Annotated in this window: 12 protein-coding genes and 3 tRNA genes; 4 read left to right on the top strand and 11 right to left on the bottom strand. The window is 70.1% G+C overall.

What is annotated here, in order from left to right:
• Positions 1 to 19: 19 nt before the first annotated feature.
• From ACVGV2_RS19295 to ACVGV2_RS19305, 3 genes are all read right to left on the bottom strand, one after another.
• Positions 20 to 2,572, bottom strand: a complete 2,553-nt coding sequence (locus ACVGV2_RS19295; RefSeq protein ID WP_459163755.1) for a CHAT domain-containing protein — start codon at positions 2,570 to 2,572, stop codon at positions 20 to 22.
• Between the two features lie 113 nt (positions 2,573 to 2,685).
• Positions 2,686 to 3,207, bottom strand: coding sequence for a hypothetical protein (locus ACVGV2_RS19300; protein WP_459163756.1), 522 nt, complete (start codon positions 3,205 to 3,207; stop codon positions 2,686 to 2,688).
• Positions 3,204 to 3,734: an RNA polymerase sigma factor gene (locus ACVGV2_RS19305; RefSeq protein WP_459163757.1), complete on the bottom strand. Its 531-nt coding sequence runs from the start codon at positions 3,732 to 3,734 to the stop codon at positions 3,204 to 3,206. Before ACVGV2_RS19305 ends, ACVGV2_RS19300 begins: the two co-directional genes overlap by 4 nt.
• Positions 3,735 to 5,124: 1,390 nt before the next feature.
• Here ACVGV2_RS19305 and ACVGV2_RS19310 point away from each other — a divergent pair.
• Positions 5,125 to 5,583 carry an STAS domain-containing protein gene (locus ACVGV2_RS19310; RefSeq protein ID WP_459163758.1) on the top strand — a complete coding sequence of 153 codons (459 nt, stop codon included), beginning with the start codon at positions 5,125 to 5,127 and terminating at the stop codon, positions 5,581 to 5,583.
• Positions 5,583 to 7,394 carry a putative bifunctional diguanylate cyclase/phosphodiesterase gene (locus ACVGV2_RS19315; protein WP_459163759.1) on the top strand — a complete coding sequence of 604 codons (1,812 nt, stop codon included), beginning with the start codon at positions 5,583 to 5,585 and terminating at the stop codon, positions 7,392 to 7,394. The genes ACVGV2_RS19310 and ACVGV2_RS19315 overlap by 1 nt, the downstream gene beginning before the upstream one ends.
• A 179-nt stretch (positions 7,395 to 7,573) precedes the next feature.
• Here ACVGV2_RS19315 and ACVGV2_RS19320 read toward each other — a convergent pair.
• From ACVGV2_RS19320 to ACVGV2_RS19340, 5 genes are all read right to left on the bottom strand, one after another.
• Positions 7,574 to 7,647, bottom strand: a tRNA-Phe gene (locus ACVGV2_RS19320).
• A 26-nt stretch (positions 7,648 to 7,673) separates the two neighbouring features.
• A tRNA-Asp gene (locus tag ACVGV2_RS19325) sits at positions 7,674 to 7,750 on the bottom strand.
• 26 nt (positions 7,751 to 7,776) lie between these two features.
• Positions 7,777 to 7,849 (bottom strand) — tRNA-Glu (locus ACVGV2_RS19330).
• A gap of 308 nt (positions 7,850 to 8,157) precedes the next feature.
• On the bottom strand, positions 8,158 to 8,787 hold the full coding sequence (locus ACVGV2_RS19335) for a TetR family transcriptional regulator (protein WP_459163760.1): 630 nt from the start codon (positions 8,785 to 8,787) through the stop codon (positions 8,158 to 8,160).
• 211 nt (positions 8,788 to 8,998) lie between these two features.
• Complete coding sequence (locus tag ACVGV2_RS19340; protein ID WP_459163761.1) at positions 8,999 to 9,235, bottom strand: hypothetical protein; 237 nt, start codon at positions 9,233 to 9,235, stop codon at positions 8,999 to 9,001.
• A gap of 478 nt (positions 9,236 to 9,713) precedes the next feature.
• On the opposite strand from ACVGV2_RS19340, the gene ACVGV2_RS19345 reads away from it, so the two are divergent.
• Positions 9,714 to 10,295, top strand: coding sequence for a hypothetical protein (locus ACVGV2_RS19345; protein ID WP_459163762.1), 582 nt, complete (start codon positions 9,714 to 9,716; stop codon positions 10,293 to 10,295).
• 207 nt (positions 10,296 to 10,502) lie between these two features.
• Here ACVGV2_RS19345 and ACVGV2_RS19350 read toward each other — a convergent pair whose 3' ends face one another.
• From ACVGV2_RS19350 to ACVGV2_RS19360, 3 genes are read right to left on the bottom strand one after another with little or no spacing between them, the layout of a single operon-like run.
• Complete coding sequence (locus ACVGV2_RS19350) at positions 10,503 to 11,660, bottom strand: acyl-CoA dehydrogenase family protein (RefSeq protein ID WP_459163763.1); 1,158 nt, start codon at positions 11,658 to 11,660, stop codon at positions 10,503 to 10,505.
• The gene (locus tag ACVGV2_RS19355; protein WP_459163764.1) at positions 11,661 to 13,727 is read right to left on the bottom strand and encodes an acetyl/propionyl/methylcrotonyl-CoA carboxylase subunit alpha; all 2,067 of its coding nucleotides are present in this window, start codon (positions 13,725 to 13,727) and stop codon (positions 11,661 to 11,663) included.
• A gap of 49 nt (positions 13,728 to 13,776) precedes the next feature.
• Positions 13,777 to 15,390, bottom strand: a complete 1,614-nt coding sequence (locus ACVGV2_RS19360) for a carboxyl transferase domain-containing protein (RefSeq protein WP_459163765.1) — start codon at positions 15,388 to 15,390, stop codon at positions 13,777 to 13,779.
• An 82-nt stretch (positions 15,391 to 15,472) separates the two neighbouring features.
• Between ACVGV2_RS19360 and ACVGV2_RS19365 the strand changes: the two genes are divergently transcribed.
• Positions 15,473 to 16,069 carry an SACE_7040 family transcriptional regulator gene (locus ACVGV2_RS19365; protein ID WP_459163766.1) on the top strand — a complete coding sequence of 199 codons (597 nt, stop codon included), beginning with the start codon at positions 15,473 to 15,475 and terminating at the stop codon, positions 16,067 to 16,069.
• Positions 16,070 to 16,412: the final 343 nt, after the last annotated feature.

A 16,412-nucleotide genomic window follows, 5' to 3' on the forward strand; every position in this document is an offset into this window, starting at 1 on the left:
ACCGGTCGGCTCGTCCGCGTCACCGGCCGTAGCCGAAGCAGACGAAACCCGGCTCCCGCCACCGCGCCTGCGCCTCGGCCAAAGCCGACTCGGCAGCGAGACCGCGCCGCATCCCCTCGTGCAAGGAAGTCATCACCCGCGCGGCCCGCTCATCGGGTACCGGCAGCACACTGGCCACCACGGTGCGCGTGCCCTTGCTGAGCAGCGTCGCGGTGACTCCGCTGATCTGCTCACCGGGGCCGACAACGGCATTGCCCACCTCGCAGGCCGCGAGCACCACGGTCTCCGGCCCGTGGGACAACCGATCCAGGTCGTAGCCGTACAGCGGACCGTCCGCCAGCCGCAGTTGGGACAACAACGGCCGGTCCTCGCGGAACGTACCGTGCGCGGCGATGTGCGCCACCCCGGCACCGTCGAGTTCGTGCAGTGCCGCGTCCACGGTCGCCTGCTCCCCGAGGAGCAACCGCCCGCCGCCGGCGGCGTGCAACGCTCGCACCTCCTCCTCCGCGTGCTCCAGCCCGGGGCCTGCGAGCCACACCGGCCCGTGTTGCGCGGAACCGCCCGGCCGGCCCGCGGGCGCGGGCCGGCTCGCTGCCCGCAACCAGCACCGCAACGACGGTGTGACGGTGACTCGACGTCCTCGGCAACCGGGCAGCGCGGCCCACGGCAACACGTGCAGGTTCCCCGCCGGCAGCACCAGCAACGGGCGGTCGCCGCCCAGCTCGGCCTCCAGGGGCCCGAGCAGGACGTCGTGCAACCGCTGCGCGCAGTGGCGCGCCTGCGCAGCGTGCGCGGCGTCGGCCGCCGAGCTCGCCCCGTAGGCGCGCCGCGCCAGCGCGTACCGCAATCGACCCGCGAGCTTCTGCACCTCGGCCCGGGGCCCCAGGACGTGCGCGGTGAACCTTCCGTCCACAACGGACACCGCGAACAGGGTCTCACCGTGCTCGAACAGGGCCAGCAGCGCGGTTCTGCCGAGCTGGGAGCGCACATCGGCAAGGCCCGGCACGGTCGGCCAGGATCGCGTCTCGCCGGGGAGGAGCACCGCCCGGTGCCGCACTCGCTGCTCCAGTTCCGCGATCGCCGGCGCCGGCCGCCCCGCCGTGACAGCACCTCGCCCACCGGTGCGCTCCGCCGCTGAGGAAACCGCGCGCAGCTGCGTCAACGCCTCGGCCAGCCCGCGGTCCGCCGCAGTTGATCCGCCCTCCGCCGCAGTTGACGAGGGCTGCCGATGCAGAGCACCGGCACGCAACAGCTCGGTCCAGCGCAGCATCGAGCGGGGGTCACCGATGGCCAGCACCGCGCGCATCGCGACATCGGCGAGCTCGGCCCCCGCCGACCACTCGCGCACGCGCAGTTCGAACGCGGCGATCCCTGCGAGATGCCGCTCCACCTCCTGCAAACCTGCACGGCAGGCGTCCAGCACCGCGTGCACCTCCCCGTCCAGCTCCGCCGCCAGCGCCACGGCCAGCCAGCCCTGCGCCCGTTCCCGAACGGTGGCCTCCCGGAGTGCGCGCAACCTGGCCGCCTGCTCCAGCAAGGCGCGTGCCCGCCCGCACCAGCCGGCGCGCAGGGCCGCACGACCAGCGCTCAACCGGACGCAGGCCGCCGTCCGCTCCCAGCCCGCGCGGGCACAAGCCCGGGCGGCCCGCTGTGCGAGCACGATCGAGCCCCACGAGCGACGGCCCGAGCGCAGGCGCGCATCCCACGCCACCGCCGCGGCCAACCGCTCCCATTCGAGCCGTCGTTCGGCGCTGAAGAGCCGCCGGGCGCGCAGGGCCTCCCGCTCCGCGCACGCCGCATCACCGTCGAGGAAGGCGAGTTCGGCCAACTTCAACCGCGTCCGCGCCAGGCGCGTCCCGCACGCGCACGCAGCCATCTGGGCCGCCACGTCGGCCACCGAACGATGCGCGTGCGCAAGCAAACCGGCAGCCGCCTGCGCCAACGCCCGATCCACGCGGAAATCCGGCGCGGACTCCACGTCGAGCCCCGCGTCCACGGCTTCGTCGAACAACCGCAGTGCCCGCGGCAACTCGCCCGCGCGGTAGGCCGCGCACCCCTGCCGGTGCCGGCACTCGGCCGCGTTCCCGCGCTGCCCGTCGGACGCGAACAACCGCTCCGCCGCGGAGAAATCCGCCTCGGCAGCCCGAAACCGTCCGATGCGGAGCTGTTCCGTGCCGCGCTGCGACAAGGCCCGCGCCATCCAGCGCTGGTCGTCCTGATCCAGCAGAGCCAGCGCTGTCGACAGCGCTTCAGCGGCCCGGCAGTGCTGCCCTTCGCAGGACCACAGCAGCCCCCGCACACATGCCGCCCTCCCGGCATCGTGCCCGGCGAGCACGGGTTCCGCCCGCAGCAATTCCGCCCACGCCCGCCGCGGGCATCCCGCATCGGTGTCGATCCAGGCCAGCGCCAACCGCAGCCGCGCCTCACCCACCGGTGACCGCGCCCGACGGGCCAGGACCAGTCCGGCCTGCACGTGGCACCGGGCCGCGCGGTGATCTCCGAACTCCACGAAGTACAGCGCCGCCACGTGGTGCGCGTGCAGGCGCGAGACGACGTCCGCGGTGGGATCCACCGGCCACGTGCGCGTCCACCCAGCGCTCCGGCGGAGGTCAACGGTGACGTGCTCCCACCGGCCGGAGGTGCCGCGCTGAGGAGCTCTTCCGGACGTCACTGCTGCCGGCGCGCTCAACAGACCAGCCAATCCGCGACCGCGGGCAACTCCCCCTCCGGACGGAACACCACGCTCAGCGGCCCGCGCGCCACCGCCGAGAGGTGGAAGCCGCCGAACTCGTCCAGCTCCGCAGCGCTGTCACCCGCGGCGTGCCGCAGCACCACGTCACCATCCGGAGCGTCCACACCGTCCGCGAGCAGGGCACTGCCGCTGACCGAACACCAATCCGGACACGTCTGGCAGACGTCCATTTCGAGCACGTGCGTCGCCATCCGGAACGTCAGCACACGAGCGCTGCCACCCGAGCGCACCGAGGAGGTCCGCACCGCATCACCGACGAGCGAAAGCGTGCGCGCCCGCTCGCTCCACCGCCGCCGCACCGCGGCGTAAGCAGTGTGCAGCGCTTCCGGGGGAACTGGATCGCAGGCGTCGAGCAGTTCCCCCAGTTCGCGCAGCTCCGGCGGTTTGCGCAGCTGCTCCGACCCCGCGGTGGGATCCTCGCCCTCGTGCCCGCGCCGAGAAGTCGTGTCTTTCATGCCGCCTCCCCGGTCTGCTGTTCCACGAGCGTGAGCTGCTGGCGCAAGTAGGTCAGACACCGCGACTTCTTCGGGCCGATCGTCCCGTGCGGAATCCCGAGCGAGTCGCTGATCTGCGCATAACTCGCTTCCGGAGTCACCGCGAGCACGCGGAGCAGGCGCTGGCACCCCGGTTGCAGGCGCGCGAAAGCCGCGCCCAGCCGCGAATTCGCGAGCTTGCGCAGCAGCGCCTGCTGCGGGTCCTCGGACTGCGCCCGATCGAAGTCCACACCGAAGTGCCCGACAGGCGATTCGTGCCGCCGGCTGCGTCGCGCCCGCCCGGACTCCCGACGAGCCGTGGTCACCAACCACGCGAGAACGGCATCAGGATCCCGCAACCGCTCCAGGTTCTCCGCGAGCAGCAACCACGTCGCCTGGTACACGTCCTCGGCATCGGCACGGCTGTCGGTCCGCGTCCGGACCAGGTTCCACACGGCGGGCCCGTGCCGATTCACGAGCCGACGCCACGCATCCTCATCGCCGCGCACGGCTCGACGAACGAGAGCGCCACTGTCCTCAGTGCACTCGGCCGCGCACCCTGCCGCACGTGCGGCACCGGCATGCTCACCGTCCCCGGCATCGTTGCCTCCCCCGGTTACCGCGTGCATCCCCGCTCGCGGATCGGCCCCAGCTCGCTGGTCCACCCCAGTGCGCGGATCAACCCCAGTGCGCTGGTCGACCCCAGTTTTCGTGTGGCTGCCGGTGCACGCGTTCCTCGGCGACCGAGCCGTCTCGGCCATGGGACACCTCCACTCCCCAGTCGGCATTCATCGTCTTCTTAGAGGGATGGGAGGCGCGGTTGGATTCGATCTTGGAGCATTACCCTCCGAACGGGTCATATCGCGCGATTCCTGTTGCTGCGCGGCGCGCCGACGCGCTCGCCTTGCCGGTCCGGCACTCGGGCTGTCGCGTGCCGCACCGAAACCACAGGAGAGCGGGGTCCGATAACCCCGGAACGGTGCACAGCACCTCGTGTGCCGCTTTCCGCTCCCAGCCGGACTGCTTCTCCCAGCGAACCGCCCCCTCCCCCGGGCCGTCCTTTCCCGACCGGAACGTCCCTCCGGTGGACCGCTCCGGGATCCGTCGGGGTGAACGACGGGGGAGGCGGTCACTCGACCGCGGACCTCATGGCGGATCCAGCCGGTGGACTGCCGCGCGTCGCGGCACCATCGAACCGCCCCAGACGTCCCGGCGGGCATCCGCGCCTGATCCGCCCGGGACCGGGTGTTCCGGTCCGGCATCCGACTCGGTGTCGCTCGCCCGGCGCCATCGGGTAACGAGGGGGTGCCCGCCGACGCGACGAGGGGCCGCGCCGGCGGGCAGGACCGCCTCGTCGCCGGCCAGCAACGAGGCCAGCCCGCCCGGTGCTCCCCGTGCTCACCGGCACCGGCCCCGTGGGAGAGGGACGTGCAGTGCTGGCTCCGCCACCCGAGCGCGGCAACCACCTGCAGCGTGAGATGTCTGACCTTCGAAATGTCACCCGGAAGAAGACAGATGACCTACTGCGGAGTAGTATTGCGAGTGTCCACCTGACCCCCAGGGGTGGACCTTCGGTGCCCCCGCACTCCCGGTGCCCCCCAGGCCGGTTGAGCGCGGGGGCGCCTTCTTGCGATGGCAGATCCCTGCCTGCCCGCCCGGACTGACTACTTAATGCAGGCAACCACACCAGTTCCGTTAGACAGACCAGTCTTCACCTCCGTAAGTTGGGTGTTGGTTGGTTTAGTAGGAAGCCGCCGTGCTGTTGTCCACAGCGGGACAACTCCTGCCTGCTCTCCCCTTTTCCCCGCCAAACCGCGAGGAGAAGGCGTGCAGAGCCTCCCGCTGCTGTTGTGAGCTGGTCCATCGCGGCGCTCGCTCCGGGACGGAGGAGGCTTTCTGATGCATTCCCCCGAGCTGACCCGGCAAACCTGCTCGAGCACAACCAGCGGCAGCACTGCACACCCGGAACCAGCTGTCGCCGGCACGTGGAAGCTGCGGGTGACCTACCCGACGCCGCGGCTGGCCATCGTGCACGTGGCCGGAGACCTCGATGCGGCCACGACGCCGTCGTTGGCTGCGTCGTTGTGGCCCCGCCTGCACTCCACGCTGGCCGGGTTCGTGATCGACCTGCGCGAAGTAGCCTTCCTCGGCGTGGCCGGGCTCGAACTGCTGGCCGCCGTGCACTCCTACACCGACCACCGCGGGATGGACCTGGGCATCGTCAACTCCACCCGGGTCGTGGACCGGGCCCTGGCGGTCGGCGGACTGGAGCGAACCCTGCCGTGCTATCCCACTCTCGAGACCGCCCGCACCGCGCTGCTGTCGTCCGGGGCCCCGGCACCGCGGGAGGGCTCGTGATGAGCCAGTCCTCTCATCTGCTGCACCGCGATGCCCTGGTCAGCCTGCGCGAGCGACTGACCCCTGCGCAGCCCCACGAGCACGATCGGGCAGAGCTGCGCGGCCAGCTCGAAGCTCTCGACGAGGCGATCCGGTTGGCCGATCCGCCGCGCTCACCGCGGTTGGTGCCCGGCTTGTTCGATCTCGTGCCGCTCCCGCTCGGCATCCTGGACGAATCCGGCCAGGTGCTCGACGCCAACGAGGCCCTGTCCGATCTGTTGGACTACGACCAGAACGACCTGGTGGGGCGAAACGCCCGTGAGCTCCTCAGCCACGCCGACGGAGCCGGGGCGCTGGCCGGACCGGACGTGCCGAACGGACAGCAACGGATGCTCGCCCACTCCGACGGACACCCCACGCTCTGCGAGGTGCACTCAGCGCCCTCCGCGCAGGAGGACGACACGCGTCTGTGGCTGGTGGTCGCCTACGACATCACCCCTCATCACCAGCACATCCAGCAGTTGCAGCACCAGGCGACCCACGACGAGCTGACGGGGTTGCTCAATCGGCAAGGCCTGCAGGAAACGCTCGCGGACGGCGCCGAGCAGGAGCTGCCGAGCGGGTTCGCCGTGTTGTTCTGCGATGTCGACAACTTCAAACGCGTGAACGAATCTCGGGGCCACCCCGCCGGCGACGAGCTGTTGACCGCCGTGGCCAACCTGCTTCACAGCACGCTGCCGCCGAGCTGCCACTTGGCCCGCTTCTCCGGGGACGAATTCCTCATCACCTGCCCCGACGTGGATTCCCTCGGCGGCCTGGAGACCTTCGCCGCTCAAGTCTCCGACTCCCTGCGGGCCACCGTTCCGGTCCGCGGGCAGTTCGTGCGGATCTCAGGCTCGGTCGGCGCGGCCGCCACCGACGGCGCCGCTCGCAGCCTCAACGACCTCATCCGCTTCGCCGACGCCGCGATGTTCGAGGCGAAACAACGCGGGCCCGGCCACACCGCACTGGCCAACACCGAACTGATCACGGCTGCTGATGATCAACTGGAACTGGAAGACCAGCTCCGACACGCCTTGGCCCACGAGCAGCTGAGTCTGCACTACCAAGCCATCGTCGCCGGCGACGGCAGCACGCTCGGCGCTGAAGCGCTGCTGCGCTGGGAGCACCCGACTCGCGGTATGCTCTCGCCCGCCTTGTTGCTGCCCGTGGCCGAACACGGCAACCTGCTCGGAGAACTCGAGCGGTGGGTGCTGCGCACCGCCTTGGACGAGGCAGCCCACTGGCCCGCCCCCGATCACGGCCCGATCGACATCGCGGTCAACCTCTCCGAACTACCCAGCAGCGACCCCAGCCTGCTCGATGACATCGCCAGCCTCATCACCGAGTCCGGCATCGATCCGCACCGGGTGATCCTCGAAATCACCGAAACCGCCGTGCTCAATCTGCACCCCTGGCAACTGCGGGCGATGACCGCCCTGTCCGAGACAGGGGTGCGCTTCGCCATCGACGACTTCGGCACCGGCTACTCCTCGCTGGCCCGTCTGCAGGACCTCCCCGCGCAGATCATCAAACTCGACCGCTCCTTCATCCCGGACACCGACAACGACACCACAGCCTGCGCCATCACCCGGGCGATCGTGGACCTGTGCAGAGCCACCGGACACCGCTGCCTCGCCGAAGGCGTCGAGACCACCGCCCAGCTCCGCCTGCTCGAACCCCTCGGCATCGCGGCGTACCAGGGCTGGCTGTTCTCCCACGCGCTACCCGCTCCGGAATTCCGCCGCACCCTGCAGAACCAGCACCGCACCCCGACTTCGGGCGGACAATGAGCACAGGCCGCCCCGGGGCAACAGCGGAAGACGGCCGTCCGCCGCAGCAGCAGCGTGGGAGTCCGCCAAGACGTCGCTCAACGTCTGAATCAGTACTTCTGGACCCCAAACTGAGCCCCGAACAGGAAGAAACGTCCCCCGCGGCTCTTCGCAGGGGACGTTTTCGCAGCTTACAGGTGTGGCCAGGGGCGGGGTCGAACCGCCGACCTTCCGCTTTTCAGGCGGACGCTCGTACCAACTGAGCTACCTGGCCGTGCGGGGCGGGCGCACCGCCCACTATGGCGACCCAGACGGGACTCGAACCCGCGACCTCCGCCGTGACAGGGCGGCGCGCTAACCTACTGCGCTACTGGGCCATGTGTCGTGCTCTTCAGTTATATCGTACCCCCAACGGGATTCGAACCCGCGTTACCGCCTTGAAAGGGCGGCGTCCTAGGCCACTAGACGATGGGGGCTTGGCCTTTCGACCTTGCCTCCAACCGGCTTCCCGCTCGGGCTGCCTTCCGTTGGGAGCAATAAAAGCTTACGACATCCCGCAGGCGGACACGCACAGGGGGTCCCCTTATCCGCGAGACATCTTTCGCGGGGCCCCGTGTCCTGCACGTTCGCCCCCACGCTGACTCACGCTGACCCACGCTGGCTCACGCTGACTCACGCTGACTCACGCTGGCTCACGAGCCCTCACGCGGAACACTCCAGCGAGGCGCTGATCCACGAGGCTCCCCCTTCTCAGGATGTTCCACGCCCCACCCGAGCAGCACAGCTAGCCGCACAGCTGCTCACATGCGCCGGGAACGGCCACCCCGCGCAAGAGCGCGCGCCAAGTCGCCGTCACGCGCTCGGCACACCCCTCGCGTGGCGCCCCGTCGAGCCAGAGACCGAGAAGCACATCGTGCACGATGCGCGCCACCACGGCCAGGTCCACCTCCGCGCGCAGCTGGCCCCGCTCCGCAGACCGGCACAGCAAGCGCAGGACCACGCTGCTTCCCGCCGCCGAGACGAGCGGGAGCCGTGCCGCCCCCTCCGAGGCGGCGGGTCGATCAGGAGCGACACCGCACACGCAGGCCAGGTACAGCCCCGCGCACAACCGCACATCACGCTCGAGCGCCTCCGCCGCATCCCTGGTGAGCCCCACGGCCGTCGAGAGCGCATCGACACGTCGTGCGTCCCAATACCTCCACAGTCGAGCGCAGGTGTCCTCGTACTCGCTGACCAGCGCTTCAGCTACGGCTGCCTTCGAATCGAAGTGGAAGTAAAAAGCACCCTTCGTCACACCGCTGCGCCGCAGCACCGCCCCGAGCGTGGCCCCGGAGTAGCCGATGCGTTCGAACTCCTCGGCGGCCGCCAGGAGGATGGCACCTCGCGTCACCCGAGCACGACGCTGCTGGGGCATGCGCGGCTCCCGTGCGAGTTCCCGTTCATGGACGGCGTGATCCACGAAAGAGTGATCAACTACGTCACACGAAGTTACCGCGCCAACATTGTGCTCGCACAACCGGTGCGCTCGTGCGCGCCGGCCCCGCGTTTCGCCACCCAACCCTGCGTGCGCACCGCTGATACCGCCCGCGGCACGCCCCCGTCGACGAGACCGCGACGCCACCGGCTCAGCGCGCAGCTGGCGGAACGTCGTCCTCGTCCGGCACGAGACCGAGCATGTCCAACAGCATTCGGCAGTCCTCGGCGTCGTGCGCGCCCCGCGCCACGGCAACGCGCGCACGGTGGATCTTCTCCTGCGAAATCCGCGAGGACTCCCCCTCGCGCGGACCGGGCACCGCGGACGGCCGTGAGAGGCTCTCGTCCTGCTGCAACAAGAATTTCCGAACGTCGAGCGACCCGTACATGATGCCTCCCCGGCTCGGGTTTCGGCCGCAGGTTATCCACAGGTTGCGCACCCCCGCAGCCCCCCAGAGAGTGATTTGCGATAAACAGAAAGTAATCAAGCGGCTCCGTGCGTCCAGAATGGATCTTGCTCAATCCTCCCGAGGGGACTCCACTGGATCTCCTGGGCAGACACGCCACCAGCGCCGCGAAATCCCATCGAAGCAGAACCGCGGCGAGTTCGCCGCGTGAGTCACGGTGAGGAAGGGCACGCGACCACGTCGTCCGCAGCGCGCAAGACCTTCCCGCCCATCCATCGCGCTCACTCCACCCCTCGTCCCACGAGCCGCCCCGAAACACGCCCACGGCGTGGAACCCACCATTCCGCTGGCCGCCGAATCCAATGCTTCTTCCCTGGATACGCAGTCGCCCCGCGCCACCGCGGGGTGACTCGCCGCACAGCGGCTCGTCTGCTGCAATCGAACCGTTATCGTGTGCGGCGTGGCACTCGGACGCACGAAGAGCAACCGCCGGCAGAAGGACACGGACTGGCCGGAAGAACAGGTGGCTGAAGCCGACCAGGAGCTGGATTCGTACCTCGCGGCGCTGACACCCGAAGAAGACGTGGAGAGCACCGGCTCCGGGCGCAGGTTCGGGAACTCGCAGGTTTACCAGCTGCGCCTGCCGCTGCTCGCGAACGAGCGCCTCAAGGAGCTCGCCGCCAAGCAGGGCACGTCCCCCGCTGCGCTCGCGCGGGACTGGGTATTGCAACACCTCACCGAACCCGACGGTTCCATCCAGGAACCCACGTCTACCCGGGAACCCGCAACTGACGCCGCACTGCCCGGTTCGGGGCACGCTGCACAGCATTCGGCAACCGACGGCACGATGCGCACCGCAGACGCCCCAGGAGCGATGCCCGAAGAACACGCCTGGCCGGAGCAGGATTTCGGGCTGGAAACGCAGCCGGCCCACCTGCCGGTGGCCCCCGAGGCCGCTCCCACGAGGGCGTGGGACGGAAACCGCCTGCCCGCCGAACAGACCGAGGAAATCACGATCCCGCACGGTCAGCTCGGCCGCTGACACGCGTCGGGCCGCGCCGGGCGTCCCCAGCCAGCTGCGGCCGGAGACGTCCGGTGCGTACCGCGCACCTGCACAGCCGCTCGAGCACCGGACAGAGCTCCGCTCCACGGACGCGGAGCGACACCGCTCCCATCGCCGAGGGGCTGCTCGCGGCGGGGGAACGGCCGAAACGGTGCTGCCAGAAGCGCCCCGGCAAGAGTCGCGCGCTCAGACCCCGACGCCGAGTTCCCGCGCGATGAGCATCCGCTGCACCTCGCTGGTGCCCTCGCCGACCTCGAGGATCTTCGCGTCCCGGTAGAACCGCCCCACGGGGCTTTCGTTCATGAACCCGTACCCGCCGAAGACCTGGGTGGCGTCGCGCGCATTTTCCATCGCCGCGTTCGACGAGGTGAGCTTGGCGATCGCCGCCTGCCGACCGAAAGGTTCGCCGCCGATCATGCGGGACGCGGCGTCGTAGTAGGCCAGGCGCGCCGTGTGCGCCCGCGCCTCCATGTCCGCGATCTTGAACTGGATCGCCTGGTTCTGTCCGATCGGTCGTCCGAACGCGGTGCGCTCCACGGCGTAGCGGCGGCACTCGTCGACGCAGCCCTGCGCCAAACCGACCCCCAGCGCGGCGATCGCGACACGTCCCTCCTCCAGGATCGACAGGAACTGCGCATAGCCCTTCCCGCGCGTTCCCAGGAGGTTCTCCGACGGAACACGGCAATCGGAGAACGACAACCCGTGCGTGTCGGAGGCGTTCCACCCGACTTTGGAGTACTTCTCCGCCACGGTCAGCCCCGGGGTTCCCGCGGGCACGATGATCGTGGAGATCTCCTTACCGCCGTCGTCCTTCTGCCCCGTCACGGCCGTCACCGTGATCAACCCGGTGATGTCGGTTCCCGAATTCGTGATGAACTCCTTGGACCCGTTGATGACCCATTCCGCGCCGTCGAGCTTCGCGGTCGTCCGCGTCGCCCCGGCGTCGGAGCCGCCGTCCGGTTCGGTCAATCCGAACGCACCGAGGATTTCGCCAGTGCTCAACCGCGGCAGCCAGGTACTCCTCTGCTCCTCGTTGCCGAAGCGGTACACCGGCATCGCCCCGAGCGAAACCCCGGCTTCGAGCGTCACGGCGAGGGAGGAGTCCACCCGCGCGAGTTCCTCCAGCGCCAGGCACAGCGCGAAGTAGTCACCGCCCATCCCCTCGTACTCCTCGGGCAGCGGCAGACCGAACAGCCCCATCTCGCCCATCGAACGCACCAACGGGTAGGGGAACGCGCAGCGCTCGTAGTAGTCCCCGATCACGGGAGCGACCTCGTCGCGCGCGAACTCCCGCACCGTTGCACACAGCTGCCGGTGCTCTGCACCAAGCCGATGATCCACCATTCAGGCCTCCTCGACGGGTTTCACGGTCCCCAGGACCTGTTCGAGTCGCACCGGTTCACCGGCGCGGACGCTGAAGTCGGCGACGTATCCGTCGAACGGCGCGGAGATCGTGTGCTCCATCTTCATCGCCTCGACGACGCACAACCGCTGACCGGCGCGCACCTGTTCACCCGGGGACACGTCCACGGCCAGCACGGTTCCCGGCATGGGGCTGACCACCGAGCCGTCGGCCGCATCCGCCTCAGCACTCGAGTCGGCGAGCAGATCCCGTTCGACGACCTCCCACTGCCGGCCATCGGCAGCGAGCCACGTCGTATTCTCGGCGCGCACCCAGCAACACCGCCAGGTGCGGCCGTGCAACGAGAGCACGAGCTCGGAACCGCGCACCGCCAGCCCCGCGGGAACGGCCGCGCCCGGGTCCGCCGGAACGTTCACGGACGTGAGCGCGACAGCCCCGGCTTCGCGGGACTCGGGCGTCTCCACGACGACCTGCGCGTCATGCGCGCGTCCGCGCACGTACACGCGACGCTCGCCATCACCCGCGGACAGCCGCCACAGGCTCCAGGCCGGCCCGCCGAGGCGCCACCCGCTCGGGATGCACCACGGGTCGGTCACATCACCCGCCGGTTCCGCCGCACGACGCCGCTCCAGCGCAGCGGCGACATAGACCGCCTCGGGCGTCTCCGGAGCCGCCGAACGCTCCCGCACCCGGTCGACCAGCCCGGTGTCGATGTCACCGGAACGCACATCCGCATCGGCCAGCAGTGTCCGCAGGAACGCGGTGTTGGTGCGCACCCCCAAGACCGCGGTGCTGGCCAACGCGGCGTCGAGCCGCAGCAGGGCTTCACCGCGCTCCGCCCCCCAAGCGGCGACCTTGGCCACCATCGGGTCGTAGTCGGTCCCGACGACGCTGCCTTCGCGAATCCCCGAATCGACGCGGACCCCCGGTCCCTGCGGCTCGTGCAGGGCGTGCACCCGCCCGCCCGTCGGCACGAAGTCCTGTTCGGGGGATTCGGCGTAGACCCGGGCCTCCACGGCGTGCCCGTGCAGCTGCAGCTGCTCCTGCCGCCACGGCAGCTGCTCGCCCGCGGCGATGCGGACTTGCTGCTCCACGAGGTCGACGCCGTCCGCACCGCCGAAACGCGCCACCATCTCCGTCACCGGGTGCTCGACCTGCAGCCGGGTGTTCATCTCGAGGAAGAAGAACTCCTCCGGACGCTGCGCGGAGACGACGAACTCGACCGTGCCGGCACCGACGTAATCGACCGCACGGGCCACTTCCGCAGCGGATCGGCCGATGCGGTCCCGCTCCTGCTGCCCCAGCAGTGCTGAAGGGCTTTCCTCGACGATCTTCTGGTGGCGCCGCTGCAGGCTGCACTCCCGCTCGCCCAGGTGCAGCACCGTGCCGTGCGCGTCGGCGAGCACTTGGACCTCGATGTGCCGCGGCCGGGCGACGTAGCGCTCGAGCAGCATCGTCGCGTCACCGAACGCCGCCTCGGACTCGCGGCGCGCAGCGGCGATGAGCTCGGACCACTCGTTGGCTCCGGTGACCACGCGCATGCCCTTGCCCCCACCGCCCGCCGCCGGTTTCAGCAGCACCGGGAAACCGATGTCGCGGGCGGCGTCGAGCAGGTGCGCGTCGTCCTGATCCGTTCCGGAGTACCCCGGCACCACGGGCACGTCCACCGCCGAGACGGTCTCCCGCGCCCGGATCTTGTTCCCCATCGCGTCGATCGCCCCGGCCGAGGGCCCGATGAACACCAAACCCGCGGCCTGGCACGCACGTGCGAACTCCGCGTTCTCCGAGAGGAACCCGTAACCCGGGTGCACCGCGGCCGCGCCGGTGCGCTGCGCCGCGTCCACGATCCGTGCAACGTTCAAGTAGCTCTTCTCGGCGGCGCTCGGTCCGAGGTGCACGGCGACGTCGGCCTCCTGCACGTGGGCCGCGTCGCGATCGGCATCGCTGTACACGCCCACCGAGCGGATCCCGAGCCGGCGCAGCGTGCGCATCACGCGCACAGCGATCTCCCCGCGGTTGGCGACGAGGACGGTGTCGAACAAGCTCATTGGTCCACTCCTCCCGGCACTGCGTTCCGGTGCTGGCGATGCGTCCGCGTCACATCCGGAAAACCCCGTACGACACCGGATCCAGCGGTGCGTTCGCCGCGACCGACAGCGACAGCCCGAGCACATCGCGGGTCTGCCGGGGGTCGATCACCCCGTCGTCCCAGATGCGGGCGGTCGAGTAGTACGGGTGCCCCTGGTGCTCGTACTGGTCCCGGATGGGCTGCTTGAACTCCTCCTCATCCCCGGCGGGCCAGTCCTCGCCGCGCTGCTCCATCTGTTCGCGCCGCACCGTGGCCAGCACCGAAGCCGCCTGCTCGCCGCCCATCACCGAGATGCGGGCGTTCGGCCACATCCAGAGCATCCGCGGCTCGTAGGCGCGCCCGCACATCGAGTAGTTGCCCGCGCCGAACGAGCCGCCGATCACGACCGTGAACTTGGGGACGCGGGCGCACGACACCGCGGTGACCATCTTCGCGCCGTGCTTGGCGATTCCGCCGGCCTCGTACTCCTGGCCGACCATGAACCCGGAGATGTTCTGCAGGAACACCAGCGGTGTCCGACGCTGATCGCACAGCTCGATGAAGTGCGCGCCCTTCTGCGCCGACTCGGCGAACAGAATCCCGTTGTTCGCGATGATGCCGACGGGATGCCCGTGCAGGCGGGCGAAACCGGTCACCAGCGTCGTGCCGTAGTCGGGTTTGAATTCGGCGAAACGGCTGCCGTCCACCAGCCGCGCGATGATCTCCCGGACCTCGTAGGGGGTGCGCGTGTCCGGTGGCACCGCGCCGTACAGGTCCTCGGGGTCGACGGCGGGTTCCTCTGCGGGACGCACCTGCCACGGCGCCTCGGCGGGCGGACCGAGGGTGCTCACGATCGTGCGCAGCTGGCGCAGCGCGTCGGCGTCATCGGCGGCGAGCTGGTCGGCCACGCCGGAGGTGTGCGTGTGCAGTCGGCCGCCACCGAGCTCCTCGGCGCTGACTTCCTCGCCCGTGGCCGCCTTCACCAGCGGCGGTCCACCGAGGAAGATCGTGCCCTGCTCGCGCACGATGACTGCCTGGTCGCTCATCGCCGGCACGTAGGCCCCGCCCGCGGTGCACGACCCGAGGACCGCCGCGAGCTGCGGAATCCCGCGGGACGACATCGTCGCCTGGTTGTAGAAGATGCGGCCGAAGTGGTCCGCGTCCGGGAACACCTCGTCCTGCCGCGGCAGGAACGCCCCGCCGGAATCCACCAGGTACAGGCAGGGCAGGGCGTTCTGCAGCGCGATCTCCTGCGCGCGGAGGTGCTTCTTCACCGTCATGGGGTAGTACGTGCCGCCCTTGACGGTGGGGTCGTTGGCGATGATGACGCACTCCCGCTGGGCGACCCGCCCGATACCGGTGATGATGCCGGCGCCGGGCGCTTCGTCGTCGTACATGCCGTGCGCAGCCATCGGGGAGAGCTCCAGGAAGGGTGATCCCCGGTCGAGCAACCCGTCCACCCGATCGCGCGGCAGCAGTTTGCCGCGTTCGACGTGCCGCGCCCGCGCCTTCTGCGAACCCCCGGCGCGGACGGTGTCGAGCCGCGCACGCAGGTCCGCGGCGAGCCGAGCATGGTGTTCGGCATTGCGCTGGAAATGCTCCGCGTGCACGTCCAGCGCTGTACCCAGGACGGGCGCCTCCATACGACTACCTCCGCAAGCGCGTTAGTACGCGTTAACGCAGTTATGTTAACGCGCACTAACCGGTTCGTCTAGCATGGTCGCCATGGCCACCTCCGCGCAGGAATCCCGCCGCACGCAGATCCTCACCGCCGCGGCGGAGCGCTTCGCGCAGTACGGTTTCCACGGCGTCGGCATCGACGACATCGGAGCCGCCGTGGGCATCAGCGGCCCGGCGCTGTACCGCCACTTCCGCAGCAAGGAAGCGATGCTGGCCGAGATGCTCACCGGGATCAGCGAACGGCTGCTGCAGGGCGCCCGCGAACGCGTCGGACGTGCCACCGGCAGCATCGACGCTCTCGACCGGTTGCTGCAGTGGCACGTGGAGTTCGCCCTCACCGACCAAGCGCTGATCACCGTGCAGTTCCGCGATCTCGACAGCCTCGCCGAGCCGAGCCGACGGCAAGTCCGCGAGCTCCAGCGCGAGTACGTCGAAGTGTGGGCCGATGCGCTACGCACCCGCTATCCCGGGATGCCGGTCGGCACTGCGCGCGCCACGGCGCACGCGATCTTCGGGTTGATCAACTCGACCCCGCACAGCGCCCAGCTCGACGCCGAGGACATGGCGGGGCTGCTGCACGGCATGGCGTGGGCCGCGCTGGCCCGGGCCGGCACGGCGCACCCCGCCCCGGAGAGCGCCTGAGCACGCAGCCGCAACCGGCCGGTCGACCGCACCGCCCTCAGCACACCGCCAAGCCCGCGAGAGACCGCCGCATCCGCCCACGCAGACGGCCGCTTTCCGGCGCGAGCCCAGCACGAGCCCAGCACGAGCCCGGCACGAGCCCGGCGCGAGCTGAACGCCCGGCCGGCCGCGCAATCCGCGTGCGTCGCGCCTCCACTGTGGAGTTATCAAGGTCCGTCGAACGCGCTTTCACCAAACCGCCTGCGGATCCTTCGCCACCCCGGCCGACGAACGGGAACCGCGGCACGCTCCTGGTGGCGCTCTGGCCGCTGCAACGCCGGAGCTGCGCAGCACCACCGCGGCC

The sequence above is a fragment of the Bounagaea algeriensis genome (assembly GCF_054491375.1).